24 protein-coding genes are annotated in these 25,228 nt (G+C 61.8%); 6 read left to right on the top strand and 18 right to left on the bottom strand.

The annotated features are described in order from the left end of the window. Positions 1-2: 2 nt before the first annotated feature. From ILFOPFJJ_RS25855 to ILFOPFJJ_RS25840, 4 genes are read left to right on the top strand one after another with little or no spacing between them, the layout of a single operon-like run. Positions 3-920 (top strand): carbohydrate ABC transporter permease, encoded by a 918-nt coding sequence (locus tag ILFOPFJJ_RS25855; RefSeq protein ID WP_173513422.1) that lies wholly within the window; start codon positions 3-5, stop codon positions 918-920. Positions 921-943: 23 nt separating this feature from the next. Next, entirely contained in the window at positions 944-1,807 is an 864-nt protein-coding gene (locus tag ILFOPFJJ_RS25850) for a carbohydrate ABC transporter permease (RefSeq protein ID WP_173513599.1), read from the top strand. A 22-nt stretch (positions 1,808-1,829) separates the two neighbouring features. Continuing rightward, a complete protein-coding gene (locus tag ILFOPFJJ_RS25845) occupies positions 1,830-3,758 on the top strand; it encodes a glycoside hydrolase family 127 protein (RefSeq protein ID WP_173513421.1) in 1,929 nt (642 codons plus the stop codon). A gap of 4 nt (positions 3,759-3,762) precedes the next feature. Next, positions 3,763-4,836, top strand: coding sequence for an ABC transporter ATP-binding protein (locus tag ILFOPFJJ_RS25840; protein WP_173513420.1), 1,074 nt, complete (start codon positions 3,763-3,765; stop codon positions 4,834-4,836). 50 nt (positions 4,837-4,886) lie between these two features. Here the strand turns inward: ILFOPFJJ_RS25840 and ILFOPFJJ_RS25835 are convergent, their stop codons facing one another. The 9 genes from ILFOPFJJ_RS25835 to ILFOPFJJ_RS25795 form a co-directional block, all read right to left on the bottom strand. Then, positions 4,887-5,780 (bottom strand): intradiol ring-cleavage dioxygenase, encoded by an 894-nt coding sequence (locus tag ILFOPFJJ_RS25835; RefSeq protein WP_173513419.1) that lies wholly within the window; start codon positions 5,778-5,780, stop codon positions 4,887-4,889. Between the two features lie 8 nt (positions 5,781-5,788). Next, positions 5,789-7,543: an FAD-dependent oxidoreductase gene (locus tag ILFOPFJJ_RS25830; protein ID WP_173513418.1), complete on the bottom strand. Its 1,755-nt coding sequence runs from the start codon at positions 7,541-7,543 to the stop codon at positions 5,789-5,791. Beyond that, on the bottom strand, positions 7,536-8,621 hold the full coding sequence (locus ILFOPFJJ_RS25825; RefSeq protein ID WP_173513417.1) for a branched-chain amino acid ABC transporter permease: 1,086 nt from the start codon (positions 8,619-8,621) through the stop codon (positions 7,536-7,538). The genes ILFOPFJJ_RS25830 and ILFOPFJJ_RS25825 overlap by 8 nt, the downstream gene beginning before the upstream one ends. A 9-nt stretch (positions 8,622-8,630) precedes the next feature. Then, complete coding sequence (locus ILFOPFJJ_RS25820) at positions 8,631-9,494, bottom strand: branched-chain amino acid ABC transporter permease (protein WP_173513416.1); 864 nt, start codon at positions 9,492-9,494, stop codon at positions 8,631-8,633. Beyond that, positions 9,481-10,200, bottom strand: a complete 720-nt coding sequence (locus ILFOPFJJ_RS25815; RefSeq protein ID WP_173513415.1) for an ABC transporter ATP-binding protein — start codon at positions 10,198-10,200, stop codon at positions 9,481-9,483. The genes ILFOPFJJ_RS25820 and ILFOPFJJ_RS25815 overlap by 14 nt, the downstream gene beginning before the upstream one ends. Beyond that, the gene (locus ILFOPFJJ_RS25810; protein ID WP_173513414.1) at positions 10,200-10,919 is read right to left on the bottom strand and encodes an ABC transporter ATP-binding protein; all 720 of its coding nucleotides are present in this window, start codon (positions 10,917-10,919) and stop codon (positions 10,200-10,202) included. Before ILFOPFJJ_RS25810 ends, ILFOPFJJ_RS25815 begins: the two co-directional genes overlap by 1 nt. Positions 10,920-11,050: 131 nt before the next feature. Then, positions 11,051-12,331 (bottom strand): ABC transporter substrate-binding protein, encoded by a 1,281-nt coding sequence (locus ILFOPFJJ_RS25805; protein ID WP_173513413.1) that lies wholly within the window; start codon positions 12,329-12,331, stop codon positions 11,051-11,053. A 39-nt stretch (positions 12,332-12,370) separates the two neighbouring features. Further along, entirely contained in the window at positions 12,371-13,432 is a 1,062-nt protein-coding gene (locus ILFOPFJJ_RS25800; RefSeq protein ID WP_173513412.1) for a maleylacetate reductase, read from the bottom strand. Beyond that, a complete protein-coding gene (locus ILFOPFJJ_RS25795) occupies positions 13,429-14,304 on the bottom strand; it encodes a dioxygenase family protein (RefSeq protein ID WP_173513411.1) in 876 nt (291 codons plus the stop codon). Before ILFOPFJJ_RS25795 ends, ILFOPFJJ_RS25800 begins: the two co-directional genes overlap by 4 nt. A 94-nt stretch (positions 14,305-14,398) precedes the next feature. On the opposite strand from ILFOPFJJ_RS25795, the gene ILFOPFJJ_RS25790 reads away from it, so the two are divergent. Together ILFOPFJJ_RS25790 and pepT are read left to right on the top strand one after the other, a co-directional pair. After that, positions 14,399-15,349 carry a LysR family transcriptional regulator gene (locus tag ILFOPFJJ_RS25790; protein WP_173513410.1) on the top strand — a complete coding sequence of 317 codons (951 nt, stop codon included), beginning with the start codon at positions 14,399-14,401 and terminating at the stop codon, positions 15,347-15,349. 211 nt (positions 15,350-15,560) lie between these two features. Then, positions 15,561-16,793, top strand: a complete 1,233-nt coding sequence (gene pepT, locus ILFOPFJJ_RS25785) for a peptidase T (RefSeq protein ID WP_173513409.1) — start codon at positions 15,561-15,563, stop codon at positions 16,791-16,793. A 279-nt stretch (positions 16,794-17,072) separates the two neighbouring features. Here pepT and ILFOPFJJ_RS25780 read toward each other — a convergent pair whose 3' ends face one another. The 9 genes from ILFOPFJJ_RS25780 to ILFOPFJJ_RS25740 form a co-directional block, all read right to left on the bottom strand. Next, positions 17,073-17,726 carry a hydrolase gene (locus ILFOPFJJ_RS25780; protein ID WP_173513408.1) on the bottom strand — a complete coding sequence of 218 codons (654 nt, stop codon included), beginning with the start codon at positions 17,724-17,726 and terminating at the stop codon, positions 17,073-17,075. Positions 17,727-18,304: 578 nt separating this feature from the next. After that, positions 18,305-18,811: a cupin domain-containing protein gene (locus tag ILFOPFJJ_RS25775; RefSeq protein WP_210267570.1), complete on the bottom strand. Its 507-nt coding sequence runs from the start codon at positions 18,809-18,811 to the stop codon at positions 18,305-18,307. A gap of 10 nt (positions 18,812-18,821) precedes the next feature. Next, positions 18,822-19,826 carry a quinone oxidoreductase family protein gene (locus tag ILFOPFJJ_RS25770; RefSeq protein ID WP_210267569.1) on the bottom strand — a complete coding sequence of 335 codons (1,005 nt, stop codon included), beginning with the start codon at positions 19,824-19,826 and terminating at the stop codon, positions 18,822-18,824. A gap of 28 nt (positions 19,827-19,854) precedes the next feature. Then, the gene (locus tag ILFOPFJJ_RS25765; protein WP_173513407.1) at positions 19,855-20,733 is read right to left on the bottom strand and encodes a beta-keto acid cleavage family enzyme; all 879 of its coding nucleotides are present in this window, start codon (positions 20,731-20,733) and stop codon (positions 19,855-19,857) included. Beyond that, on the bottom strand, positions 20,733-21,485 hold the full coding sequence (locus tag ILFOPFJJ_RS25760) for an SDR family NAD(P)-dependent oxidoreductase (RefSeq protein ID WP_173513406.1): 753 nt from the start codon (positions 21,483-21,485) through the stop codon (positions 20,733-20,735). The genes ILFOPFJJ_RS25765 and ILFOPFJJ_RS25760 overlap by 1 nt, the downstream gene beginning before the upstream one ends. Before the next feature lie 11 nt (positions 21,486-21,496). Then, positions 21,497-22,423: a dioxygenase family protein gene (locus ILFOPFJJ_RS25755; RefSeq protein ID WP_173513405.1), complete on the bottom strand. Its 927-nt coding sequence runs from the start codon at positions 22,421-22,423 to the stop codon at positions 21,497-21,499. Between the two features lie 27 nt (positions 22,424-22,450). After that, positions 22,451-23,224 (bottom strand): glutathione S-transferase family protein, encoded by a 774-nt coding sequence (locus ILFOPFJJ_RS25750; protein ID WP_173513404.1) that lies wholly within the window; start codon positions 23,222-23,224, stop codon positions 22,451-22,453. 75 nt (positions 23,225-23,299) lie between these two features. Continuing rightward, complete coding sequence (locus ILFOPFJJ_RS25745; RefSeq protein WP_173513403.1) at positions 23,300-24,343, bottom strand: branched-chain amino acid ABC transporter permease; 1,044 nt, start codon at positions 24,341-24,343, stop codon at positions 23,300-23,302. After that, positions 24,343-25,221 carry a branched-chain amino acid ABC transporter permease gene (locus ILFOPFJJ_RS25740; protein WP_173513402.1) on the bottom strand — a complete coding sequence of 293 codons (879 nt, stop codon included), beginning with the start codon at positions 25,219-25,221 and terminating at the stop codon, positions 24,343-24,345. The genes ILFOPFJJ_RS25745 and ILFOPFJJ_RS25740 overlap by 1 nt, the downstream gene beginning before the upstream one ends. Positions 25,222-25,228 lie beyond the last annotated feature (7 nt).

The following is a 25,228-nucleotide window of genomic DNA, read 5'->3' as shown; positions in this document are numbered from 1 at the left end:
CGATGGCCGGCCCTGGCCCAGGAAAAGCATTGCCCGTGCGCAGAAGACGGCGCCACTCGCAGTGGCGCGGACTTCTTTACATCGCCCCGGCGATGGCCCTCGTCATCGTCTTCTTCGTCATGCCGGTGCTGTTTACCGGGTGGATGAGCCTGCACAACTGGCCGCTGCTCGGTTCGCCGCGCTGGATCGGCTTCAACAACTATTTCCGCATGGCGAACGACGCGCGCTTCGTCTCGGCACTGCGCTTCACCACCTACTACACGGTGATCGTGACGATCGCGATCTTCGCCGTCGCCTTCCCGCTGGCGATCTTTGTCGAGAAGCACCGACGCTTCGTCGGCGCCTACCGCACCATCATCTTCCTGCCCGTCGTCGTCGGGCTCGCCTCGGCGTCGTTGCTCTGGGTCTGGCTCGCGAACGTCGACAGCGGCTTCATCGGCCCTGCCCTGCGGGCGCTCGGGCTCGTCGAGAAGAGCCCCAACCTGCTTGCGACTTTCGATAGCGCCTTCTTCACGATCATCGTCATGGTCGTCTGGAAGATCGCCGGTTTCACCATGATCATCCTGCTCACGGGTCTGCAGGCAATTCCGTCCGAATTGACAGAGGCCGCCCGCATCGATGGCGCCGGCCCGTGGCAGCGGTTCCGATACCTGACCTTGCCGCTGATGCGCAGAACGATCGCGCTTGCGCTGATCATTTCAGTGACAGGCTCGATCCTTGCCTTCGACCAGTTCTACATCATGACGAGCGGCGGGCCGCAAAACCGTATGATCTCCGTCGTCTACTACATCTTCAACCAGTCCTTCGTGTCCTTCAATCTCGGCTACGGCGCGGCGCTCTCGATCGCGCTCCTCGCCATCCTGGTGGTTATCAGCGTCATGCAATTGCGGCTGCTTCGCGTCGGCGAGGATCGCCCATGACCCTTTCCAAGATGAACGCCTCCATGAGCCTCTCCCGCCGGCGCCGGGAACGCAAGGCGTTCCGGGCAGAATCGGCCTATCACGCAACCGGTGTGGCGATCGCGCTTTTCTTCCTGGCGCCCTTCGCCATCACCCTGCTTGCCTCGTTCCGGCATGGCACCGAGGCCCGTCTGCCACCCTTGCCGCCATGGCCGGTGAACGGCATCAGTCTTGATTCCTACAGCTCGCTCGACACCTTCGGCGCCGGTGTGTGGCAGCACACCTTCAATTCATTGCTCGTGTCGCTCGCAACCGTTGCGCTGACCGTCGCCGTCAGTGTGCTCGCGGGCTACGGCTTCTCGCGCTACCGCTTTCCGTTGAAAAACGTGCTGTTCGTGCTGATCATCGCCACGCTGATGATCCCGTTCCAGTCGATCCTGACACCGCTCTTCATCATCCTCGCCAGGCTCGGACTCAACAACTCGCTTTTCGGACTGACGCTCGTCTATGTGACGCTGCAGCTTCCCTTTTCTGTCTTCATGATGCGCAACGCCTTCGACGCGGTACCGAAGGAGATCGAGGAGGCAGCCCGCATCGATGGCGCCCGAGACCTGAAGCTGCTCTTCCGGGTGCTGATGCCGCTGGTGTTACCGGGCATCGCGACCGTCGCGATCTTCGCCTTCCTCAATGCGTGGAACGAATTCCTGGCAGCACTCGTGCTCTTGTCCAGCAACGAGAAATACACGCTCCCCGTCCTGATGATGGCAGTGCGCGCCGGCCGCCTCGGCGCGGTCAACTGGGGCGCGGTTCAGGCCGGTGTCGCCGTCATGACCCTGCCCTGTCTCGGCGTCTTCCTGCTCCTGCAACGCTACTACATGCGCGGGCTGATGGCCGGCGCGGTGAAATGAACTCCAAGAAACGGATGAAGCCATGAACAAACCCCGACACGATCGCCAGTTCCGCCCACTCCCTGTTCCGAGCGTTGAAGTGCACGGGCTTTTCGGCGACCGCCAGGACGCGATCTGCGAATCCACCGCCGAAGTCCTGCTCGACCGCTGCGTCGAGGCCGGCATGCTCAGGGCCATTGACATCGACCAGCCGAGCCCTGGCATCGTCATTCCGCTGCAGGCCTGGTCGGGCTCGACGCAGATGTTCTGGGACAGCGATCTCGGAAAATCGATCGAGACCATTGCCTATTCGCTCTACCGGAAGCCCAATCCCAGGCTCGAGGCGCGTGTCGATGCGATCGTCGACATGTATGAAAAGCTGCAGGACAAGGACGGTTACCTGAACGCCTGGTTCCAGCGGGTCCAGCCCGGCCGGCGCTGGACCAATCTTCGCGATCACCACGAGCTCTACTGCGCCGGCCACCTGATCGAGGGCGCCGTCGCCTATTACCAGGCGACGGGAAAGCGCAAGCTGCTCGACGTCATGTGCCGCTTTGCCGACTACATGATCCAGGTCTTCGGCCATGGCGAAGGGCAGTTGCCGGGCTATTGCGGCCATGAAGAAATCGAGCTCGCGCTGGTAAAGCTTGCCCGCGTTACGGGCGAGAAGAAATATCTCGATCTCGCCAAGTTCTTCATCGACGAGCGCGGCAGAGAGCCTCACTTCTTCACCGAGGAAGCGATCCGCGATGGCCGCGATCCAAAGCAGTTCATTCAGAAGACCTACGAATACAATCAGGCGCACCTGCCGGTGCGGGAGCAGAAGAAGGTCGTCGGCCATGCCGTGCGCGCGATGTACCTTTATTCCGGAATGGCGGATATCGCGACCGAATATAACGACGACAGCCTTACCGCGGCACTCGAAACCCTTTGGGACGACCTGACGACCAAGCAGATGTATGTCACTGGCGGCATCGGACCGGCGGCGTCGAACGAAGGCTTCACGGACTATTACGACCTGCCGAACGAAAGCGCCTATGCCGAGACCTGCGCCTCCGTCGGTCTCGTCTTCTGGGCAAGCCGCATGCTCGGGCGCGGCCCGAACCGGCGCTATGCCGACATCATGGAGCAGGCGCTTTACAACGGCGCCATGGCTGGTCTTTCGCTCGACGGGAAAACTTTCTTCTACGAGAACCCGCTTGAAAGCGCGGGCAAGCACCATCGCTGGAGCTGGCATCATTGCCCCTGCTGCCCGCCGAACATCTCGCGCCCGCTCGCCTCCATCGGCTCCTATATGTACGCCGTGGCAGACGACGAAATCGCCGTCCATCTTTACGGCGAGAGCAAGGGCCGCTTCGAAATCGGCGGCGTGAAGGTCGAGCTGGCGCAGAAGACCCGTTATCCCTGGGAGGGGGCCATCCGCTTCGACGTCACGACGCAGAATCCGGTCCGCTTCTCTCTGTCGCTGCGCATTCCCGAATGGGCAGAGGGCGCCACGTTGAAACTGAACGGCGAGGCGATCGATCTCCCGGGGGCGACAATCGACGGCTACGCGCGCATCGAGCGTAACTGGAGGAGCGGTGACCGTGTCGAACTCGATATTCCGCTGACGCCGCGCGCGCTCTGGGCCAATCCGCAGGTGCGGCAGGATACGGGGCGCGTCGCGCTTATGCGCGGGCCGCTCGTTTACTGCGCAGAGGCAACCGACAACGGCGCGGGTTTGAACGGGATTGTGCTTGGTTCCGATGTCTCGAACGCGAAGACTGCAGAAATCGCTGAGGTGCAAGGGGCAGTCGCGCTCGACATTCCCGTCGCCCGCGATGAAGCGGATGACTGGGGACCCACGCTCTATCGCACGACACCGCCGAAGATGAACCGGGCGACCGCCCGTTTCGTTCCCTATCATCTCTGGGACAACCGCACGCCCGGCGAGATGCTCGTCTGGATCCGCGCCGGTGAATTGGGGCGGTGAAGGCATGAACGAAACGGGAGTTGTATTGACGGACATTCGCAAGAGCTTCGGCAGCCTGGAGGTTATCCACGGCATTGATCTTAGGATTGCGGAAGGCTCGTTCGTCGTCTTCGTCGGCCCGTCCGGCTGCGGCAAGTCGACCTTGCTGCGCATGATTGCTGGCCTCGAGGAGGTCACCGATGGCGAGATCGAGATCAAGGGCCGCAACGTCACCGACCTCGATCCATCCGACCGCGGCATTGCGATGGTCTTTCAATCCTATGCCCTCTATCCGCATATGAGCGTGCGCGAAAATCTCGCCTTCGGTCTGAAAATGGCGCGCACCGAGACGGCCGAAATCGACGCGCGCGTGAAAGCCGCCTCCGCGATCCTGAAGATCGACCACCTGCTCGACCGTCGCCCAGGCCAGCTTTCCGGCGGCCAGCGCCAGCGCGTCGCCATCGGACGGGCGATCGTGCGCAAACCCGATGTCTTTCTTTTCGACGAGCCGCTTTCCAACCTCGATGCGGAGTTGCGTGTCTCGATGCGCATCGAAATCGCCAGACTCCATCGCGAGCTTGGCAATACGATGATCTACGTGACCCATGACCAGACCGAGGCGATGACGCTCGCCGACAGGATCGTCGTGCTGCGGGACGGGCGCGTTGAACAGGAGGGGACGCCGCGCGAGGTCTATGAGAATCCCGCGAACATCTTCGTCGCGGGCTTCATCGGCTCGCCACGCATGAACCTGCTCGGTGCCATATGGCTAGGCAATGGACGCGTTCGCGTTGCGGGAAGCGAGATGTCCGTGCCGATCGCAGCGGAGAATTTGCAAATCGGAGACAAGGTTTTCTTCGGAGCAAGGCCGGAACATCTTTTCGTCGCGGACGGGAGAGCCGAATCCATTCCTGCAAAGGTCGATTTTGCCGAATATCTCGGCGGCACCCAGTATCTCTATTGCCAGCTTGCCGACGGCCAGCCGCTCATTGCCGAGTATCGCTCGGGGCCGGCGGTCAATGCCGGCAGCACGATAATGCTTTCGGTCGACGATAATAAGCGACGGCTTTTCTCTGCGGACGGACGGCGCTTGACCTGACGCAGAGAGAGAGGCGGCAAGCCCTTCCGCAAGGCTTGCCACCCTCTGCTTCAACTGCGCGCTTCGCCGGCGCGCGCCAGCACGAAGTCGTGCTCCACCTCCCAAAAGTCCTCTTCGAAGCCGTATTCCTTCGCACGCACCGGGTCGTGCGTGCGCTTGAACTCCGCGAGCAGGCTCTCCTTCACGCCGAACACTGCGTCGGAATTGATGTAGGGATCGTCCGGATCGAAGATGTGGGTGATCAGCGTCTCGAAGCCACTGGCCTTGATGATGTAATGCAGATGCGCCGGACGGTTGGGGTGGCGGCCGAGATAGTCGAGCATCTGCCCCACCGGCCCGTCGTTCGGGATCGGATAGTATTTCGGCTTCACCGCCCGGAACCAGTACCGTCCGTCGGGCCCGGTGCGGAACACGCCGCGCAAATTGAAGTCCGGCTGGATGCCCTGCTGCTGGACGTCGTAAAAGCCTTCGTCGTTGGCCTGCCAGACATCGAGCACCGCACCGGCGATCGGCTTGCCGCTCGTGTCGAGAATCCGGCCCTGGATGAACAGGTCCTCTCCCTTGTGGTCGAGGCAGATATTGGCGCCCATCTCAAGTTCCGGAGCTCCCTTGACGTGGAAGGGTCCGAGCACTGTGCTTTCGGAAGCTCCGGAAGGTTTGCGGTTGTTGATGGCATCCACCAGCATCGAAACCCCGAGCGTGTCCGACAGCAGGATGAACTCCTGGCGCCACTCGTTGCACATCTGCCCCGTTCGGGTCAGAAACAGGATCGCCTGCAGCCACTCCTCCTGCGTCGGCTCGATTTCCTTCACGGCCTCGTGCAGCTTGCGAATGACGACCTCCATCACCTGCTTCAGCCGCGCATCCTTGGCGTTCTGGTTGCGGCCGGTCACGACCTCGATGGAGTTCTCTTCGGTGAAAAAGCCTCTTTCATGCGCTTCCATAGTGGTCCTCACTTGCCCAGAATCGCCGTCATGACGCGATAGAGCTCAGCCACCGGGTCGGCGGCGATCACGTTGCTTCGCCAGCAGACGTGATGATCCGGGCGCACCAGCACGATGCCGCTATCGCGCACTTCGCGCGCGTTCGCCCAGTCGCCGGTAAAATCCTGCCAATGCTGGCGCGGGCCGATCACGTGGGCAGCAATTTCGATGCCGAGCTCGCTGCCGACGGCACGGGCGGCCTCGACCCAGCCTTCGCCACCGATGCCGGTCAGCATCGTGAATTTGCCGTGGCCGGTCAGGTCCAGAGTCGAGACCTTGGTCCCGTCGCCGGAGAATACCCATGCATGCGGCAACCGCGCACCGGGCCATGTCGTCGGCTGAAAGTGCAGTTCCTCATCCTTCGTGAAGGCGGGCTCTGCCTGCCCGTCGGTCACGATCGCATCGGAACGATAACGGTGGTTCATCTCGACGCCGTGGGCATCGAATTCATAGACCTTGTCGGCAATGGATTTGCGGATCGCCGCGCGCTGTTCTTCCGCGGCCGGCGTGTTGTTGCAGCGCGCATCCATGTTCTCCTGCATCTTCACCGGGTCGATCGAATCGAGCAGGCCTAGCGCCTTGAAGATCGGGCCGAACTCCTCGATCGACTTGTTGGCCCGCGTGACGATCTGCTTGGCGACCGGTGCGCGCTCTGCGCCGTAGCTGTCGAGCAGTTTTGGGCCGGCCTTGCCCTTGAGCACGAAGGCAAGCTTCCAGGCGAGATTGAACGCATCCTGGATGGACGTGTTGGAGCCGAGCCCGTTCGAGGGGGGATGGCGGTGCGTCGCGTCGCCCATGCAGAACACGCGCCCATTGGACATGGTCGTCGCGTACATGTTGTTGACGGTCCAGGTGGAGACCTGCTTGATCCGTGGCTCCAGGTCCGGCACGCCGACAAGATCGCAGACCACCTTCTTGGCGTGAGCCTCCTCTACCTGCGGTGCCGGCTCATTGATGTCGTAGCCCCAGACGATCAGCCATTCGTGCCAGGGCCGCACCATGCGCACGAGGCCCATGCCGATGCCGCCGACATCGGCGCCTGGCTGAAGCACCCAATAAAGCACCGACGGACGATGGGCGACGTATCGGGAGAGATCGGCTTCGAACAGGATGTTCATCGAGCCGGCAACGCCCATCTTGCCCTCGAAGGTGAGGCCCGCATGCTCCGCGACCTTCGAATTACCTCCGTCGGCGCCGATCAGATACTTCGAGCGGACCGTGACTTCGTTGCCGGTCAGCCGGTCGAGACAGGTGGTGGTGACGCCCTCGGCGTCCTGCACGTGGCTTATATACTCCGTCGACATCCGGGCCTGCGTGCCGCGTGAGCATGCCGTCTTGAACAAGAGCGGCTCCATGAAGGTTTGCGGCAGGTCGTTCATATGGCTCGGCGAAGACAGCTGGTGCTCGGCGCGGCTGAGCGGGTGTTTGCCCCAGCTCTTCATGCGGCCGATCTCCTCGCCCGCAAGCGACGTACAGAACACGTTCTCGCCCATCAGGTCCTGCTCGGCGGCGAACATATAGGCCTCGTCCTCGACGTCACGGCCAAGATCGCGCAGCACCTCCATCGTGCGCTGGTTGGTGATATGCGCGCGTGGCGTATTGGCGAGCCATCGGTAGCGATTGATCACCACGTTTTCAATGCCATAGGTCGAAAGCAGCGCGGCAGTGGCCGATCCCGCAGGCCCGGTGCCGATGATGAGTACGTCGGTGGTGATGTCAGCCATGAGGCCCTCCCTTATGCGCTTGATTGAGTGATCCGCCCCTCAGCAGGCGGCGAACCGGGAAAAGCTGGATGCCGGTGCGGTCCGAGAAGAGGCCCCAGAGACCGCGCGGCGCGAAAAGCATGACGAGAATGCCGATCAGGCCCAGCATCAGGAGATACCAGGAGCCGTAGCCGGCAAGGAGATTCTGCAGGAAAAAGAACAGGATGACGCCGACGATCGGCCCCTCGACCGTGCCGATGCCGCCGATCACGACGATGAAGATCACGTAGGCCGTCCAGTCGATGACCGAAAAGGCCGCGTCCGGCGAAATGCGCGCCTTCTGCACGTAGATCAGCGCGCCGGCAACGCCGGTGATGAACGAGGCGGCGAGATAGACGAGCGCCTTCATTCGCCGCGCATTGACGCCGACGGCGCGCGCCGCCTGCTCGTTGTCACGCACCGCCGCCAGGCCGAGACCCTGCTTGCTGCACAGCAGCCTGTAGACGAAGCCGATGGTCAACACCATCAGGATCAGTGCCAGCCAATAGGTGAGCGCATCGCCCGCTTCCGAGGCCTTCATGTCGAAGACGTCGCGCATCAAGCCGACGCCGATCATGTCGCGGGTCGCGTCGCGCGGCAGCGACGTACCCGTTCCCCCGCCGAGCGCCTTCCACTGCGCCAGCAACAGACGGACGACCTCGGCGATCACCCAGGTTCCAATCGCAAAATACGGCCCCTGCAGTCGGAACGTGAAGAACGCGGTCGGTATCGCCAGCAGCATCGAAAGCACGCCCGCGATCAGCACTGCAGCGATCGGGTCGACGCCGAGCAGGATCACGCAGGCGAACATCGCATAGGCGCCGAAGCCGACGAAAGCCTGCTGGCCGACCGAAATCAGCCCGGCGTAACCCGCAAGCAAATTCCAGTTCTGCGCGAGCACCAGCATCGTCAGGATGAAGAACAGATCCTGGACGGCCCCGCGTGAGACGAGGAATGGCGCCGCGAAGGCGAGCGCCAGCGCTGCGGCAGCTGCAAGAGCGAAGGGCGCCGATGCCTTGGTTCGGGTTTCGACCTGCCAGGATGGAACGACGAGCGACATCGATGCACCTCAATCCACGGCGCGCGGGAAAAGGCCGCGCGGTTTGAAAAGGAGAACCAGCAGAAAGGCGAGATGCCCGGCGAGGATCTGCCATTCGGGGTTGATCGCGGCACCGACCGTCTGCGCGATCCCCAGGATGACGCCACCGGCAAGCGTGCCCCAGAGTGAGCCGAGCCCGCCGATGATGACTGCTTCGAAGGCGTAGATCAGGCGCGCCGGCCCCGAGGTCGGCTCGAAATTGGCACGGGTGCCGAGATAGAGTGCGGCGATCGTCACCACGACCATCGCCAGGCCGGTTGCAAGCGCGAATATCCGTTGCGGCCGGATGCCCATCAGACCTGCCGTCACCGGATCATCCGACGTGGCGCGAAAGGCGCGACCAACGGCGGTGCGGTAAATGAGCTGGTTGAGACAGACGATGACGGCAACGGCGGAAAGGAAAGTCGTCAGCGGCATGACGCCGGCATTGACCGGCCCAAGCGCGATCGATGCGGATTCGAGGCTACCGGCGGAGACACGGCGGCTATCGGCGGAAAATCCTTCGAGCAGTCCGTTCTGCAGCACGATCGACAGCCCGAAAGTCACGAGCAACGGCGGCAGGATGTCCTTGCCCAATGTGCGATTGAGCAGGAAGTATTGCAGCACCCAGCCGGCGGTAAACATCAGCGGCGCGGCAATGAGGGCGCCGACAAAGGGGCTGACGCCAAGCGAGGTAGTCAGCACGAGTATGGCAAAAGCGGCGAGCACGATCAGGTCGCCATGGGCGAGGTTCACAAGCCGCATGATGCCGAAGACGAGGCTCAAGCCGGCTGCAAAAAGCGCATAGAGCCCGCCGAGCAACACGCCTTGGAGGATGGTATCAAGCCAGTTCATGGCGCTCCGCTCCGAAATAGGCCTTGTGGATCTCTTCGTGACCAAGCTCCGACGAGCGACCGGAGAGCGTGATGCGTCCCTCCATCATGCAATAGACGCGGTCGGCAACCTTCAGTGCCTGGCCGATATCCTGTTCGACGATGACGATGGACGCGCCGCTCGCGCGAATGCGCGGAAAAGCGGCATAGATGGTCCGCACGACCGCCGGCGCGAGACCCAGGCTGATTTCGTCGCAAAGCAGCACGCTCGGATTTGACATAAGCGCCCGGCCGATCGCCACCATCTGCTGCTGGCCACCGGAGAGCGCCGTTGCCGGACTCTGCCGACGCTCCTTGAGAACGGGAAAGAGCGCATAGAGGCTCTCCAGCGTCCACTGCCCCTCAGCCTTGCGGCCGTAACCGCCGACAAGCAGATTTTCCTCGACCGTCAGCGACGGAAAGAGCTTGCGCCCTTCCGGCACCATGGCGATGCCGCGGGCAAGGACGTCGGGCGCCGGAAGGGCGCCGATCGGCTCGTTGTTATGGAGGATCGCTCCCGGCTCATTGGCGAGAACCCCGGAAATGGAACGCATCAATGTGGTCTTGCCGGCACCGTTCGCGCCAATGATGGCAATCGTCTCACCCGCGTCCACGGCGATATCAACACCGAAAAGAGCCTGGAAATCGCGGTAGAAGGCGGTCAGCCCTTTTGTTTCGATCAGCGCCATCAGATCTCGATCCCCAGATAAATTTCGCGCACCTGCCGCGAGGCCATGATTTCGTCCGGCTTGCCGATGCCGATCACCTTGCCGAAATGCAGTACCAGCAGGCGCTCGACGACCGAGTTCAGCGCATGCAGAACGTGTTCAATCCAGATCACGGCGACGCCCTTGGCGTGGATGGCGCGGATGGTGGCGACCAGCGAGCGGCACTCGCCTTCGGTGAGGCCGCCGGCAATCTCGTCCAAAAGCAGGAGCTTCGGCTCGGTGGCGAGCGCGCGGGCCAATTCCAGCCGTTTGCGCTGCAGGAGCGTCAGGCCCCCGGCGAGCACGTTGGCTTTGTCGATCAGACCGGTATCGACAAGGATTTCAGCACAGCGATCGGAGACTTCCGATTCCTGTCGTCGCGTGCCGAAGGAACCGGCGACGAGCAGGTTTTCGAAGACGGTCAGTTGCTCGAACGGTTGCGGTATCTGGAATGTCCGCCCCATTCCTGAAAGGCAGCGCGCCATCGGCGGCACGCGGGTGACGTCCGCACCGCAAAAGTGGATCGTTCCGCTATCGGGCGCGATATTGCCATTGATGAGGTTGAAGAGCGTCGACTTCCCCGCGCCGTTCGGCCCGATGATGCCGAGCGCTTCGCCCTCGCCGACGGCAAAGGAGATCTGCTCGGCGACCGTCAGAGCACCGAACTTCTTCGACACCTCTTCAAGTCTTAGAATTGCCATTCGCTTCACTCCGAAAACGACCAAAGGCCCGGCAGTTCATCTTGCGCCGCGCATCCAATGGTTGCTTGACGCCGCACAGATACGGCGTGTCAGCCCTCGTCGGCCGGTGGCCAGGGGTAACCGCCTGTAGCTCAGGCGATCGGCTCCATCTTGCCGCCGACCGGAATGGCCGGCGCCGTTTTGTTGTCGGTGATCACGAGGTCGTAGCCGCCGCCGTCCTTGAGCCGCCATTGGCCGCCGACGAGCGGTGTCTTCGCGACATTTTTTGCAGCGAAAGGCGGCAGGTTCTTTCCGTCCCAGGCGATAGGCCCGACGAGGGTATCAAGTCTTGTGGCGGCAATTGCTTCGGCGACAGCGTCGCCGTCGGTCGGGTCGGCCGCCCGCTTCATGACGTCGACCGCCAGTTCGAACAGCGCATGCGCAAAACCGATCGGCTGCGTCCAGGGCCGGTTCGTGGCCTTGGTGAAGTTTCCGGCAATCTCGGCCGAACTCTCGCCGGTCAGAGACGACTTGAACGGGTGGCTCGGCGTCCACCAGATTTCCGACGAGAGATTGTGACCGGCATCGCCGAGCGCCTCCACCGTTTGCGGAAACAGAAGCGCCTTGCCGATAGAGGCGATCTTCGGCGCGAAACCCTGCTGTTTCGCCTGGTTCCAGAACGTCGTGAAATCCGGCGGGATCACGACGCCTGTGACAATCTCGCACCGGCCGGACTTGAAGGCGTTGATCTGCGCGGAGAAATCATCCGTCATGTTCTGGTAGCGGCCGGGATCGGTGAGCGCATAGCCCATCTTTTCCAGGACCGGCGGGAAGCCAACCGTCTTGTCGCCCCAGGCATTGCCATCGCCGTCATTGGGAAAGAGGCCGGCCACTTGCTTGTTGGTCTCGATTTGCGCCCACATATTGGTAAAGACGGCAATGACGTCTTCCAGACCCCAGAAGAAGTGATAGGCATAATCGAAGGGCTTCCACGAGCTCGGGTCGCCCGGATTGCCTTGCTGGCCGATGAACCATGGCTGCCATGGAGCGACCGTCGAAATGCAAGGCATCTCCTCCGCCTCGCAGGTGGTCGCGACCGGGTTGGTCGTTTCCGGAGTGGACGCGACCAGCACGAGGTTGACCTCGTCCGTGACGATCAATTCCTTGGCGACTTCCGCTGCACGGTTCGGGTTCGACTGGCTGTCTTTCACGACAACCTCGTAGTTGAGGCCCATCGCCTTGGTCGCCGCCAGAAAGCTGTCAATGACGAATTTGTCGGCTTCGCCGAAGGCGGCGAGCGGCCCGGTCTGGGGGCTGACATAGCCAAGCTTGACCGGCGCGTTCTGCGCGATCGCCGGCATGGAGAGTCCGGACGTGACGGCAAACGCCCCCGTCGCCGCCGTGGTTTTCAAGAAATCACGCCTCGTAAACATAGTTCCTCCTCCCATTTCCCTCTCCTCCAGAGAGTGTTTTCAGCGTGTCGGCCGCCTGCCCTCCCAGGCATCCTGCAGCAGGTCACGAATGGATCGCCGGTCAACCGGGCGCGGGTTCCAATAGGGATTCTCCGTGGCGATCTCCGCTGCCCGGTCGAGATCTGGCTCGCCTAAGCCGAGGTCCTTCAGCGCCAGTGGAGCGCCTATTTTCCTGGCGAAGTCCCAAAGGCCGCCGCCGACCGAGCCACCGAACATCTCGGCGATCGGAGCCAGCAGTTCCGCAACGGCGGCCGCGTTGTAGCCGGCCGTATGCGGCAGCATGATTGCATGCGTTTCGGCATGCGGCGTGTCGAAGGTGCCGCCAAGCGTGTGGCAGATCTTGTGGTGCAGCGCCATGCCGACCGTGCCGAGCACTGTGCCGCAAAGCCAGGCACCATAAAGGGCGTTGGCGCGCACCTCGATATCGCTCGGAGCCTCGGCCATCTTCGGCAGGCTCGTCTCGAAGGCGCGAAGCCCCTCGACCGCCATCAGCGTCGAGATCGGATTGCGGTCCTGAGCGTAAAGCGCCTCTACCGCATGCGCCATCGCGTTCAAACCGCTGTTGATGCTCATGCCGACCGGCAGTCCCAATGTCAGCGCTGGGTCATAGATCACGACCTCCGGCAGGATGCTCGGATGACGCACGGTCGTCTTCCGCCCGCCCTCGGTCTGCCCGAGGATTGGCGTCACCTCCGAGCCGGCGTAAGTCGTCGGAATGACGATCTGCGGCAGGTCGATTCGATAGGCGATCGCCTTGCCGAGACCGGTAGTCGAGCCGCCGCCGAGCGAAACGACGCAATCGGCGCCGGTTCGTGCAACGATCTCCATCGCCTTCTCGGTCACATCGACCGGCGTGTGCATGACGGCGCCCGCAAAAACGCCGGCAGCGAGTGGCCCGAGGCGTTCCGCCAGCACTTCGGCATCGGTCTGCTGCTGGGGCGTAGAGAGCACGAGCGCTTTCTTGCAGCCGATTCTTTCCACCCATTCCCCGGCCTGAGCGCTTTTGCCTTCGCCGAAGACGATATGAGCTGGGCTGCCGCTATAGACGAAATTGCGGTTCATGCATCCGCTCCTTGCCTTGCGCGCGCCATCACGAAGGTGAAATCGAGCCGCCAGGCCGGCGCCCCTTTCCCATCCAGCCGCTTGAACTCGCGAACAAGCGCCTCCTTGACCCCGAAGATTGCATCCTCGCCGAGATGGGGATCGCTTGCGTCGTAGACATGCGTGGTGATCGTCTCGAAGCCGGGCGCCCTGACGATGAAGTGGAGGTGGGCCGGGCGGCATAGCGGATATCCCGCCTGCCGCAGGAGCCTGCCTACTGGACCATCATCGGGCACGCGATAGCCGGAAGGCTTGACGGTCCGGTAGCAAAACCCGCCTTCCTCGTTCGTCTCGAAGATGCCGCGCAGATTGAATTCCGGTTGAAGATCGGGCTGCTGGTTCTCGTAGAAGCCTTCGGCATTGGCCTGCCAGGTGATGACTTCCGCGCCGGCGATCGGATGGCCATCGAGGTCCCGCACCTGGGCAAAAACCTCGAGCTTTTCGCCGATGCCATCCAGCGAGATGTCGCTGCCCGACGGCAGTTCGGGCGCATCGGCGCGAAAGAACGGGCCGCGAACCGTATTCGGTGTCGCGCCCTTAGGGCGACGCGAATTGATTTCCTCGACAAGCGCCGAGGCACCGAACAGATCGGAAAGCAGCACCCATTCCTGGCGGCGCTCGTCCGAGGCATGGCCGACGTCGGTCAGAAAGGCGATGACGTTACGCCAATCCGCCGGGGTCGGGCGCAATTCCCTGATGACTTGATGAAGGTGCATGACAACCGCCGCCAGAGCCTGCGGCAACCGCTTGTCGCTTACTTGCGGAAGTCGTTGCGCAAAAATCTCGGACGAGTTTGCCTCGCTGAAATTCAACGCCAGTGGCCCCGACGACATACTCTCCTCCAAGACATCGACTGTTGCTGAAGAAGCTAACCCAGGACGGCAAAGGCGTTGATGATTTTATTCCGATTTAATATAACCAAATGCTATGAAGTTCGATGAACGCCATCTGATTCAGCTCGCCGCGGTCGTGAAGGCCGGCGGCGTGACAGAGGGTGCGGCCCTGCTCGGGCTATCGCAGCCCGCCGTCTCGCGCACCCTTGCCCTTTTGGAAAGGCGGGTTGGCGAGCCGCTTTTCATCAAGGGCCGCCGGCCATTGCAGCCGACACCGCTCGGGCGCGCCTTGGCCGACCACGGCCAGATCATGCTGTCAGCATCGCGCAAGGCCTCCGATACCGTCGAAAGCTTCCGCGTCGGCCACAGCGGCGTTGTGCGTCTCGGAGGCACGCCTTTTTTCATGGACGGCCTCATTGCCGGCATGATCGCGGAATTCCAGAACCTTTATCCCGACGTCCGCATCGACCAGAGCTACGGCTACTTTCCCGATCTTCGCGCGGCACTCAAAGCCGATCAGATTGACCTCGCCATCTGTCCAATCGATATCCTGGACGAAGGATCGGGGCTCGAGTTCCAGCAGATACTGCCGGGCCGCAATGTGATTGCGTGCCGGGTAACGCATCCGCTGCTGATGAAGCGACGGCCGCAACCTGCTCATTTGCTCGAGTTTCCTTGGATCGCGCCGCCGCCGGGCAGCCCGCTGCTTGCCGATCTGCGCAGCATGCTTCTCTCCTTCGGCGCGACCGAGATCAAGATCCGCTATTCCGGCGGCTCATTGATGAGCGTCGTCAACTACATGAAAGCTGCGGACGCGCTGACGATCCTGCCCCACAGTGTCGTATTCGCGCTCCGGAGCCAGAAATCCATCACGGCACTGCCGGTCTCTATTCCCCATCCGGAGCGGGCACTCGGATTGCTCAAACGCTCGGACGCCCCGCGCACGCCCGCCGTGGACCAATTCGCCCGGCATGTTCGCACGGGGTTCGACAACCTCAAGCACCTCATCAAGCGGCATGAGCAGTCCGTCATCTGGGGCGCGTGACGTCTACTGCATGTTCCTTAATCCGTAGTCGATTTAAGGACAGAAACATGAAACAATTCAAAGTGCTACAACGCCTTTGACGCGTCTGATAAGACGCGCGGCGCTGTAGTTCGCTTCGGTAGAGCACCCGCCGCTCGACAAAAAATGCGTTCACGGGAAGGCTGGCGAAGGCTATAGCGGTCCCAACGCTGACGAACAGATTGGACCCGCCATGACCGATACCGTTACCGATCGCTTCCTCCGCTATGTCGTCATCGACACGCAGTCGGATCCCAAGTCATCGACGCAGCCCTCTACCGAAAAGCAGAAGAACCTCGCGCGGATATTGGTCGAGGAATTGATGGCGATCGGTCTCACCGATGCGCATCTCGATGAGCACGGCTATGTCTATGCGACGATCCCGTCGAATGTCGACAAGCCGGTGCCCGTGATCTGCTTCTGCTCGCACATGGATACCGCGCCCGATTTCACCGGCGCCAACGTCAAGCCGCAAATCGTGCGAAACTACGCCGGTGGCGACATCCGGCTTTCAGGCGATCCGCAGCAGGTCATCCGCGTCAGCGATAATCCGGAGCTTGGCAACCAGATCGCCAACGACATCATCACAACAGACGGAACGACGCTGCTCGGCGCCGACGACAAGGCCGGTCTCGCAGAGATCATGACGGCTGCGCAATTCCTCGTCGATAATCCGGACGTCCGGCACGGTGCGATCAAGCTTCTCTTCACCCCGGACGAGGAAATCGGCCGCGGCGTCGACAAGGTCGATCTGAAAAAGCTCGGGGCAGAATTCGGCTATACGGTGGATGGCGAAACGGCCGGCCATATCGAGGACGAGACCTTCTCGGCCGACGGCGTCGAAATCACCATCCGGGGCGTCGCGATCCATCCCGGCTTCGCCAAGGGAAAAATGGAGAACGCCATCAAGATCGCCGGCGCGATCATCGACCGCTTGCCGAAGGACATTGCCCCGGAGACGACGGCGGGCCGAGACGGCTTCGTTCACCCGATCGGCGTGACCGGTTCGATGGAAAAAGCCACGCTTGGCTTCATCGTCCGCGACTTCGATGAGGCCGGCCTTGCTGTCAAGGAAGCGATGCTCGAAGACATCGTGAATGGCGTGATGGCGGACTTTCCCGGTTCGAGCTACACGTTCGAGGTCAAGCAGCAGTACCGCAACATGAAGGCGATCCTCGATCGCCATCCGGAGATTGTCGAGAACGCCATGGAGGCGATCCGACGCGCCGGCATGGTGCCGGTGCGCGGCAGCATTCGCGGCGGCACCGATGGCTCGAGGCTGTCGTATATGGGCCTGCCCTGTGCCAACATCTTCGCTGGCGGACATGCCTTTCATTCGCCGCTCGAATGGATCAGCCGCCAGGATATGGACAAAAGTGTGAGGACGCTCGTCGAGTTGGCGAAGATTTGGGAGGAGCGCGCCTAATTTAGGGCAATTTCCAGGAAAACCGTGTAGCGGTTTTGCGCCCGGGATGGCGTAGTTGCAACGAGTTAGATTACACTCCAGGTGCGTGCGGCAGTTCGGGCCGCACACTGCCTCCGCAGGCCGGCGCCGGCAGGTCTACCCCCTGCCCTGCGGCAGATGGCCCCGGCCCAAGCGAAAGAAAAGACGTTTTCATCGACAACGTCCTTCCGTCATTAAAGGGCCGTTCCGTCCGCTGCCTGCTGCGGACGGAACGGCAGGCGCGCCCTGCCTTGGGAGAGGTCAGTGTCCTTCGGACGCGCCAAACATCGTCTTGGCGTAAGTGATGCCGAGGCCGTAGGCGCCGCCGAACGTCTTGGCGATGCCGGTTGTCATCTCATAGGTCTCGCCGCGCGCCCAGTCGCGCTGCAGTTCGAGCAGGTACTGAAGCGAAGTCATCGGGCAGGCGCCGGCCTGAACCATGCGTTCGACGGCGCGCTCGTGCGCTTCCTCGGAGATATCGCCGCAAGCGTCAGTGATAATGTAGACCTCGAAGCCCTGGTCGAGCGCCGAGAGCGTCGGACCAACGATGCAGACGCTTGTCCAGAGACCGGCAAAGACGATGCGGGGCTTGCCGATCGCGTTCACTTCCTCGATCACCGCAGCATCTTCCCAGGTGTTCATCGATGTGCGGTCGAGCATCGCCTTGCCGGGGAAGGCCGCCGTGATCTCGTCGAACATCGGGCCCGAGAAGCTCTTCTCGGCGACGGTGGTGAGAATGGTCGATACGCCGAAGCCGGCGGCGGCATGGGCGACCAGCGCGGCATTGTTGCGCAGAAGCGTCGCGTCGATCGACTTCGTCGCAAACGCCATCTGCGACTGGAAGTCGATCATGATGAGCGTATGGTCGGGCGGCGAAAGAAGCGTCTTACCGGGCGTCGGTTGAGCGTGAGGCATGTGGTCTCCGTTGAATTTCATATCTGTGAGCGTTCTGGTCGGTCAACGACGAGGGCGTAGAAGGAACAGTGCTCGACGGGACATCGTCTTGAATTTGCGGGGATCCGATATCGATCATGGCAATTCCGCAGTGCTGTCCTGACACCATTGGAGAATAGGCGGGTTGTCTGCGGCGGAAAATCGAAATGGTGGAAAACCATTCATTCCAGATTTTGCATACCGAGACGTTCTCAGCATGCCGCTGTGTCTGGGTCGATGAGGCGACCCCCTCCGAAGGGGCATGTCAGACCATAGTCCCACTCTTCTCAGACTTAGTGCCGATACCAAGCGCTTAGCGCTGCGGTAGTTGTTCCCACCTGCGTAAAGGTTGTGGAGTTTTGCCGTGACTAAGATCTTCGTTCTCGCGATGTCGCTGGTAATGATTGGTTTCTGGGGTTCCGTTGGCGCTCTGATCTATTCGCTGCTCACGTGATCCAATGGAGAAATGCCTCCGTGGGCAGTCCGCACGATATTGGGTAGCGGAACCTTCAGCCGTCCCCTATAGTTCCTCCTGGCAATGGAGGTTTGCCTAAGGAGGATCATATGAGTGACACCACTATTGGGTTTCTCGTAGCGGCTGAACTATCGGCCCTGTTCTGGGCCGCAGTGCTCATGGTGGTCTTCTCGACTTTTTGATCGATCTGTCGGCCACACAGTCCTTCGGCGTGAGCAGCCGGCGGCCGAGCCGGCTGCTCCTTGATGCGTTGAGGCCATTTCACGCAGGCATCGCAAGTAGCACCGATGCTGGGGCATTTGTTCGGTTCGACAGCGCGCGCCTCGCCTGGCGCAAGACGGCAACTGTCGAGATATCCTAGCGTTACCGTCTCGTCCTGCGTCTCGATCGTTACCTCGCCGGCAACGCAGACGTAGATCTTCTCGACGGGCGCATCCTTCAGCGATGTGCGCGCCCCTGGGAGAAGATGCGACAGACCGACCCAGATCGTATCTGTGTCCGTCGCCTCCTTCCCCTGGAGACGAAGGCAGCGCATGTCGTAATGCTCCGCCGCCTCGTAGGGCTTCGCCTCTCGATAGAGGGTCACCTGCATCCGCAAAACCTCACGGCTTCAGGAGGACGCGTTCCGGCGTGCCGCGCAGCACCGAGGCATAGGCCTTGGCGGCGTCGGAAAAGCCGTAGACGGTGGCGGGATTGATCGGGAAAGGCTTCAGCAGGCCCTCCTCGAATTTCGGTTTCAGCCGGTCGAAGATGCGCGCGCCATCGACTGAGGAAAGTGCCAGGGTATCGATACCGATATATTTGTGGCGGCCGCGGAAGAAGTTGAAGATGTCGAACGGCACGGCTCGATCGAAGGTGGAGATGAAAATCTGCCGGGCCTGTTTCGCCATCGCCTTGTTGGCTATCTCGAAATAGGGACTGCCGACCGTATTGAAGACGATATCCGCGCCGTGGCCACCGGTCTTTTCCCGAACGATCGCCGCCACGTCGTCGGAGCCGCTGTTCAGCATTTCAACCGGCGCATTGATATGGCCGAGCAATGGTTGGTCGTTGTACTCGACGGCGAAGACCTTGGCGCCAGCCATCGTCGCAAGCTGGATCGCCGCCTGTCCGACCTTGCCGTTGCCGCCGCAGACGAGGACGACATCGGTTGGCTGGACGCCGCCTGCCTCACGCAAACCTTCATAGGCCGTAATGAACGGCACGCCGATCGACCCTGCCTCCTCCATTGTGAAATTCTTGGGCTTTTCGCGCACCGCCTTCTGGTCGAGCACCATCCATCTGGCATGGCTGCCGTCCTGGCTGATGCCGAGTTCGCCGCCGCCCCCCCAGATCTCCATTCCGATCATCGATTTCGGGCCTTCCCGGACGATGCCGCCGAAATCGCGCCCGGGAATGCGCGGCCAGACCGCATGCGGCATGTGACCGAGCGAGGCCTTGACATCGCTGGGATTGACACCCGCCGCCATGATCTCCACCAGCACCTGCCCCGGTCCGGGGCGTGGCACGCTGACGTCGACGACGTCGATCAGCAGATTGTCGAGATCGGCAGAGGCTTGCGAAACGCGCAACGCCTTTGCGGCCTTCGTGTCAGTCAGCATATTCATGGTCTTCCCCTTTCATGGATGCGGCCGCTCAGGCCTTCAACTGCAGGATCTCTCGTGCTTCGAACGGATTGGCGATTTGGCCGCCCAGCTTCCCGACGATGTCGCAGGCCCGCTCAACGAGTTCACCGTTGCCTTTCGCGAGCACGCCCTTTGCGATGTATGAGTTGTCTTCGAGGCCGACGCGGACGTGTCCGCCGAGCAGATAGGCCTGGGCGGCCATCGGAAAGGACATGCGGCCGACGCCGAAGCCGGTCCACACCGCATCACGCGGCAACATCCGTACGGCGAGCGCCATGGCGTCGGCGGTCGAAGGCAGGCCGTATTTTACCCCGGTAACGATCGTGAACATCGCTGGAGACTTGAGCACGCCCGCCTTCAGGAGATCGTGCGCAAGCTGGATGTCACCGGTATCGAAAACCTCAAGCTCCGGTTTGACGCCGGCCCCATTGATGAGGTCGGCCATGATCTTCACGTTACCCGGCGTGTTGATCACGACTTCCGTCCCGAAGGTCATCGTGTTGAGATCGAGCGTCGCGATGTCCGGCTTCAATTCGAGAATATGTTCGACGCGCCGTTCCGGGCGCATCAGCGTCGTACGGGGCCCGGCGACCGCGGGGTTCTCGTCGCTCGGGTGATAGCGCCCGCCCGGTCCGGTCGTGACGTTCAATATCACCGCATCGTTCTTCGCCCGGATCCGCTCGATCACCTCGCGGTAATGCTTGACCTCCATGGATGGCTTCGCCGTTTGCGGATCGCGCACGTGGATATGAACCACGGCCGCACCAGCGTCCGCCGCTTCCAGACAGGAGTTGGCGATTTCTTCCGGGGTCACCGGCAGGCCGGGATGGTTTTCCCTGGTCGTGAGATTGCCCGTGACGGCGCAGGTAATGATGACTTTCGGCTGCATCAAAGGTGCCTCCCCCCGTCGACGACGATCCGGGCGCCGGTCGAGAATTTCAGATGTGTGGCGCAGGCGAGGATTGCCTCCGCGACGTCGGTGGGCGTCGTCAGCCGCTTGAGCGGGGTCGCTGCGGCAGCCTTCTCCTTGAACGCCTGGCCGCGGCCGGGAACAAACTCCGTATCGACGACGCCGGGGGAAACGGCCATGACGCGAATGTCCGGTGCGAGCGCGCGTGCGAGCGAATTGGTCATGATGTCCAAGCCCGCCTTTGCGCCGCAGTAGGCGATGTTCGAGCCGATCCCCGTGAAGGCGGCAATCGACGAGACGTTGACGATCAGCCCGTCTCGATGCGCTTTCAGCGCCGGGGCGAAGGCGCGCACAGTCGAAAAGACGCCGCGCCAGTTGTTGACGAAAATCTGGTCGATCAGCCCATCGGTCAGGCCTTCGAGATCCCCATGGGCGACCGGGCTCGTCACGCCGGCCGTGTTCACTAGGATGTCGGCGCGATCAAGGGTCTCAAGCGTCCTGTCCCGAAACGCATTGATGCTCGACGAGTCCTCGATCGAGACAGGCAGGGCTACGTGTCCCTCGCCCGGCAACGCTGCGACGATCGCCTCCGCCGTCTCCTTTCCGGAGCGGTAACCGACCACGACCCGGGCGCCGGCTTCGGCGAACAGGCGGCAGGCTTCCCGCCCGATGCCGCCGGACCCGCCGGCGACGACTGCAACCTTTCCCTTCAGGGCATCAGACAAGCGCATTATCGATGCCCTCACGATTTGCTGCCGGAAATCGGCGGAACCGGATAGCTCGGTTCGCCCTCGAGCAGCTTGAACTGGTACTCGCAGGTGTAGAAAGGCAGCGGCGTTTCCGGGTAGTCGGGATGCTGCTCCGTATGTTCGACGAAGTTGCCGACGATCTGGGTCTTGGCTCCGAAGACAACGTCCGTCACCAGCGCCTGCGGCGTATCGGAGAATATCTGGGTGATCAACGTCTTGTGGCCCGGCGCCGAGACGATGAAGTGGATGTGGGCGGGCCGCATCGGGTGGCGCCGCTGTGCTCTCAGCAGGTCGCCCACAGGCCCATCGGTCGGAACCGGATAGCCGGCCGGCTTCACCGACGTGAAGTGAAAGCGCCCTTCGGCATCGGTGCGGAACACACCGCGGAGATTGAAATCGTCCTGCTCCGCGTCCTGATTTTCATAGAGGCCGACCGGGGAAGCCTGCCAGACATCGAGCTTCGCATCGGCGACCGGCTTGCCATCGACGCCAGTGACCGTACCCTTGAAATAGAGCGTCGGGCCGGGCGTTTCGGAACGCGCGATGCAGTCTCCGCATTCGCAAACGGGCGCCTGGCCGCGATAGAAGGGGCCGAGCAGCGCCGACATCGTCTCGCCCTGCATGCCGTTATTGTTGATGAGGTCGATCAGCGTCGAAGCGCCGAGGACATCTCCTGCGAGCACGACCTCGTTGTTGGTCTCGTGAGTGTGGTGGCCGAGTGCCGCGATCCAGCGCAGTCCGTATTCGAACTCCTCCTCGGTCGGTCGTGTCTCGATGATGAATTCATGGAGATGACGCACCATCGACTCCATCAATTGCTTGAGCCGCGGGTTCGACGTCCGTGACATCGCGGCCAATACGGTCGGCGTCACGTCGGCGACGGTTTCGATGAGTTTCGGCTCGACTGTTATGTGTTGCATCCTGCTTCTCCTGTCGTTTGCCGGCGTTCAGGCGGCCGCTGCCTTCAAGGCCTGGAGATGTGGATATTTCTCCGTGAGCAGCGAGCCGTGGTAATAGGTCTTGGGAAAGGCTTCGGTCGCGCGGATGCGATCGAGCCAGGCGGCGATCTCGGGAGCATCGGCCCACAGGCGGCCGAGATTGATGTCATCCATCCGCACGATGACCGGCATGATGGCGATGTCCGCCAAAGAAAGATCGTCGCCCATCAGCCATGGTCCGCCGCTTTCGTTGAGCCAACGTGCCATGCGGTCGATGCCGCGTCGAAGACGCGCAAGCGCCTCGTCCATTTCCGATTGCGGAAAGCCGGTGCGCCCCATTTTCATCAGGAACTCGCGGCGCAGCGGCTTGCTCTCGCAGACCGCCAGGAACTCCTCCTCCGTCATGGCCTGATAATGGGGCAGGAAGGCCAAGTTATAGGACGGCACGCGCACGGCCGGCGTGGGCACTTCGTCGATATAGCGCATCATTGCCCGCATCCGTGCGACCGCGAGCGGGTCACGCGGACGCAGTGGCGCGAAATCGGCAACGACGTCTTCGAGATATTCCATGATCACCGAGGAATCGATCACCGCCGCACCTTGATGCACGAGCGCGGGAACCAACCCGTTCGGATTGATGGCAAGGTATTCAGGCTTCAGCTGGTCGCCCCTGAAAAGGTCCAGCTTGTGCTCCTCGAAGGTCCTGCCCTTGGCGTGGAGCACATAGCGCACCCGTTGACTGCAGGTGGACTGGGGTGCGTTGTAAAGTGCGTATTCAGACATGACATCCTCCTCTCGCCGTTCGGGCAAGGCTCAATCCGTAATGTTCAGGAACGGTCGCTCCGGCGGCGCCGGCGCTTAATCCCAGTTGAGCACGCGTGGCAGCTTGCCTTTCTTCGCCAGCGTGCCGATCAGCCCCAAGGGGAAGAATATAAGGCCCACCGCCATCACCAGGCCGGTTCCGAGAATGTTGATCTCAGAGGCGCCCATCGTGGCGACGAAGAATTCGTTCAGCGCGACGATCAGGATGGCGCCGACCACAGGCCCTGCAATCGTGCCCTTCCCTCCAAGTATCGACATCAGCACGAGGTTTGCCGAAACGAGGATCAAGAGAAAAATATTCGGGCGAAGATAGGTGAGATATTCGCCCCAGACCGCGCCGGTCATGCCAACGAAGAAAGCTGAGAATGCGAAAGCCATGACCTTATAGAAGCGCGTGTCGATGCCGGCGCTTTCCGCCTTGATCTCGTCTTTCGAGATCGCCCTTAAACCTAGACCGAACTTCGAATGCTTGATGCGATAGGTCGCCCAGACCGTGAAGGCCGCGATTGCGATCATCGCGTAATAATAGGGAAGCTTTGCCCACTGCACTGGCAGGTCATTGGTCGGCAGGGTCAGGCCATTGGCGCCGCCGACGAATTCCCAGTTGTCGAACAGGATGCGCGCGATCATCAGAAGCGCGATCGACGAGATGATGAAACTTGGTCCGCGTACCTTGAGCGTGATCAGGCCGATCAAGTAGCCGAGAACAGCCGCGACGAGACCGGCAAGAGGCGCCGTGATGATAGTCGAGATGCCATAGCGCGCCAGCAGCATGCCGGCGAAGTAGCCACCGACGCCGAAGAACACGCTGTGACCCAGCGAGACGTAGCCAGCGAAGCCGCCGAGGATGTTCCATCCCGAAGCCATCGCCACATAGGAGGCGGTGAACAGCACGAGGTGAAGCACGTAGTTGTAGTTGCCTACGAATTGCAGGAGCGGCAGCGCGACGAGGATCGCCAACAGCGCCAGGGGAAACCATGTGGCTCTTGTCTGGTCGGCCTTGCGGGCGAGTTTCTCGTTATGTGCACGACGTGCCTTGAGGACGGAACTGGCGCTGGATTGCTGAAGAGTAACGGTCATCATGCCATCTCCGGTTTTTCGCCGAACAGCCCCTGGGGCCGGATCAGCAGGATGAGGAAAAGGGCGAGGAAGAAAGTCATCGTCGACCAGGTGGCGCCGATCCACGTGCCGACGAAGGCGGCCACGACTGACAGCAGCAGTGCAGCGACGACTGTCCCCAGGATGCTGCCCATGCCGCCGAGCACGACCACCGACATCAGCATCGCGATCCACTCCCAGTGCTTGGCCGGAAAGAAGCTGAAGACGAAGCTGACAAGTGAGCCGGCAGCGCCGGCGAGACCGATGCCGATCGCGAAGGCGAGAATGCTGATGAAGTTGACATTGACGCCCAGGAGCTCTGCCGCCTCGCGGTTCTGCGTGGTGGCGCGGATTGCATAACCGAGGCGCGAATATTTCAGGAAAAGCGTGAGCGCGGCGATGATCGCGAGCGACAACACCCCTGCATAGAGCTGCCCCTTCGGAATGAAGACGTCGCCGATGAAGAAGGCATCAGTCGCGTAATCGGGCGAGGTCACGCGCTGGGTGTTGGTGAACAGGCCGCCGAGCACACCCTCCGCCATCATCGCCAGCGCGAAGGTGAGAAGCACCGTCATCTCCGAGTATTTTGCGCTCTTCGTCTCCTTCTCGAACATCAGGCGGTAGAGGAGGACGCCGACCGCCGCCAAGATGGCCGCCGACACCGGCAGCATCACGATCGGATCGATGCCAAGGACTTTGAAGGCCCAGTAGGCGATATAGGCACCGGCGATTATCAGCGACGGATGCGCGAGATTGACGATGCGCATGACGCCGAAGACGAGCGAGAGGCCGGATCCCATCAGGGCGATGACGCCGCCAAGCGCCAGGCCGAGGATCAATATCTGGAGTATGTCTGCCATGTTTCCC

The organism is Sinorhizobium psoraleae, assembly GCF_013283645.1.
GTDB classification, from domain to species: Bacteria; Pseudomonadota; Alphaproteobacteria; order Rhizobiales; family Rhizobiaceae; genus Sinorhizobium; species Sinorhizobium psoraleae.
Note: the sequence above shows the minus strand (reverse complement) of the source record. Positions and strands in the feature narration are given on the sequence as shown.

What these genes read in the sequence shown, in the direction of transcription:
- ILFOPFJJ_RS25810 (WP_173513414.1), bottom strand. Translation starts at nt 10,919, where the DNA reads ATGGCAATTCTAAGACTTGAAGAGGTGTCGAAGAAGTTCGGTGCTCTG.
- ILFOPFJJ_RS25820 (WP_173513416.1), bottom strand. Translation starts at nt 9,494, where the DNA reads ATGAACTGGCTTGATACCATCCTCCAAGGCGTGTTGCTCGGCGGGCTC.
- ILFOPFJJ_RS25760 (WP_173513406.1), bottom strand. Translation starts at nt 21,485, where the DNA reads ATGCGCTTGTCTGATGCCCTGAAGGGAAAGGTTGCAGTCGTCGCCGGC.
- ILFOPFJJ_RS25840 (WP_173513420.1), top strand. Translation starts at nt 3,763, where the DNA reads ATGAACGAAACGGGAGTTGTATTGACGGACATTCGCAAGAGCTTCGGC.
- ILFOPFJJ_RS25805 (WP_173513413.1), bottom strand. Translation starts at nt 12,331, where the DNA reads ATGTTTACGAGGCGTGATTTCTTGAAAACCACGGCGGCGACGGGGGCG.
- ILFOPFJJ_RS25835 (WP_173513419.1), bottom strand. Translation starts at nt 5,780, where the DNA reads ATGGAAGCGCATGAAAGAGGCTTTTTCACCGAAGAGAACTCCATCGAG.
- ILFOPFJJ_RS25775 (WP_210267570.1), bottom strand. Translation starts at nt 18,811, where the DNA reads ATGCAGGTGACCCTCTATCGAGAGGCGAAGCCCTACGAGGCGGCGGAG.
- ILFOPFJJ_RS25750 (WP_173513404.1), bottom strand. Translation starts at nt 23,224, where the DNA reads ATGTCTGAATACGCACTTTACAACGCACCCCAGTCCACCTGCAGTCAA.
- ILFOPFJJ_RS25850 (WP_173513599.1), top strand. Translation starts at nt 944, where the DNA reads ATGAGCCTCTCCCGCCGGCGCCGGGAACGCAAGGCGTTCCGGGCAGAA.
- ILFOPFJJ_RS25770 (WP_210267569.1), bottom strand. Translation starts at nt 19,826, where the DNA reads ATGAATATGCTGACTGACACGAAGGCCGCAAAGGCGTTGCGCGTTTCG.
- ILFOPFJJ_RS25765 (WP_173513407.1), bottom strand. Translation starts at nt 20,733, where the DNA reads ATGCAGCCGAAAGTCATCATTACCTGCGCCGTCACGGGCAATCTCACG.
- ILFOPFJJ_RS25790 (WP_173513410.1), top strand. Translation starts at nt 14,399, where the DNA reads ATGAAGTTCGATGAACGCCATCTGATTCAGCTCGCCGCGGTCGTGAAG.
- ILFOPFJJ_RS25755 (WP_173513405.1), bottom strand. Translation starts at nt 22,423, where the DNA reads ATGCAACACATAACAGTCGAGCCGAAACTCATCGAAACCGTCGCCGAC.
- ILFOPFJJ_RS25825 (WP_173513417.1), bottom strand. Translation starts at nt 8,621, where the DNA reads ATGTCGCTCGTCGTTCCATCCTGGCAGGTCGAAACCCGAACCAAGGCA.
- ILFOPFJJ_RS25740 (WP_173513402.1), bottom strand. Translation starts at nt 25,221, where the DNA reads ATGGCAGACATACTCCAGATATTGATCCTCGGCCTGGCGCTTGGCGGC.
- ILFOPFJJ_RS25855 (WP_173513422.1), top strand. Translation starts at nt 3, where the DNA reads ATGGCCGGCCCTGGCCCAGGAAAAGCATTGCCCGTGCGCAGAAGACGG.
- ILFOPFJJ_RS25815 (WP_173513415.1), bottom strand. Translation starts at nt 10,200, where the DNA reads ATGGCGCTGATCGAAACAAAAGGGCTGACCGCCTTCTACCGCGATTTC.
- ILFOPFJJ_RS25745 (WP_173513403.1), bottom strand. Translation starts at nt 24,343, where the DNA reads ATGACCGTTACTCTTCAGCAATCCAGCGCCAGTTCCGTCCTCAAGGCA.
- ILFOPFJJ_RS25780 (WP_173513408.1), bottom strand. Translation starts at nt 17,726, where the DNA reads ATGCCTCACGCTCAACCGACGCCCGGTAAGACGCTTCTTTCGCCGCCC.
- pepT (WP_173513409.1), top strand. Translation starts at nt 15,561, where the DNA reads ATGACCGATACCGTTACCGATCGCTTCCTCCGCTATGTCGTCATCGAC.
- ILFOPFJJ_RS25800 (WP_173513412.1), bottom strand. Translation starts at nt 13,432, where the DNA reads ATGAACCGCAATTTCGTCTATAGCGGCAGCCCAGCTCATATCGTCTTC.
- ILFOPFJJ_RS25845 (WP_173513421.1), top strand. Translation starts at nt 1,830, where the DNA reads ATGAACAAACCCCGACACGATCGCCAGTTCCGCCCACTCCCTGTTCCG.
- ILFOPFJJ_RS25830 (WP_173513418.1), bottom strand. Translation starts at nt 7,543, where the DNA reads ATGGCTGACATCACCACCGACGTACTCATCATCGGCACCGGGCCTGCG.
- ILFOPFJJ_RS25795 (WP_173513411.1), bottom strand. Translation starts at nt 14,304, where the DNA reads ATGTCGTCGGGGCCACTGGCGTTGAATTTCAGCGAGGCAAACTCGTCC.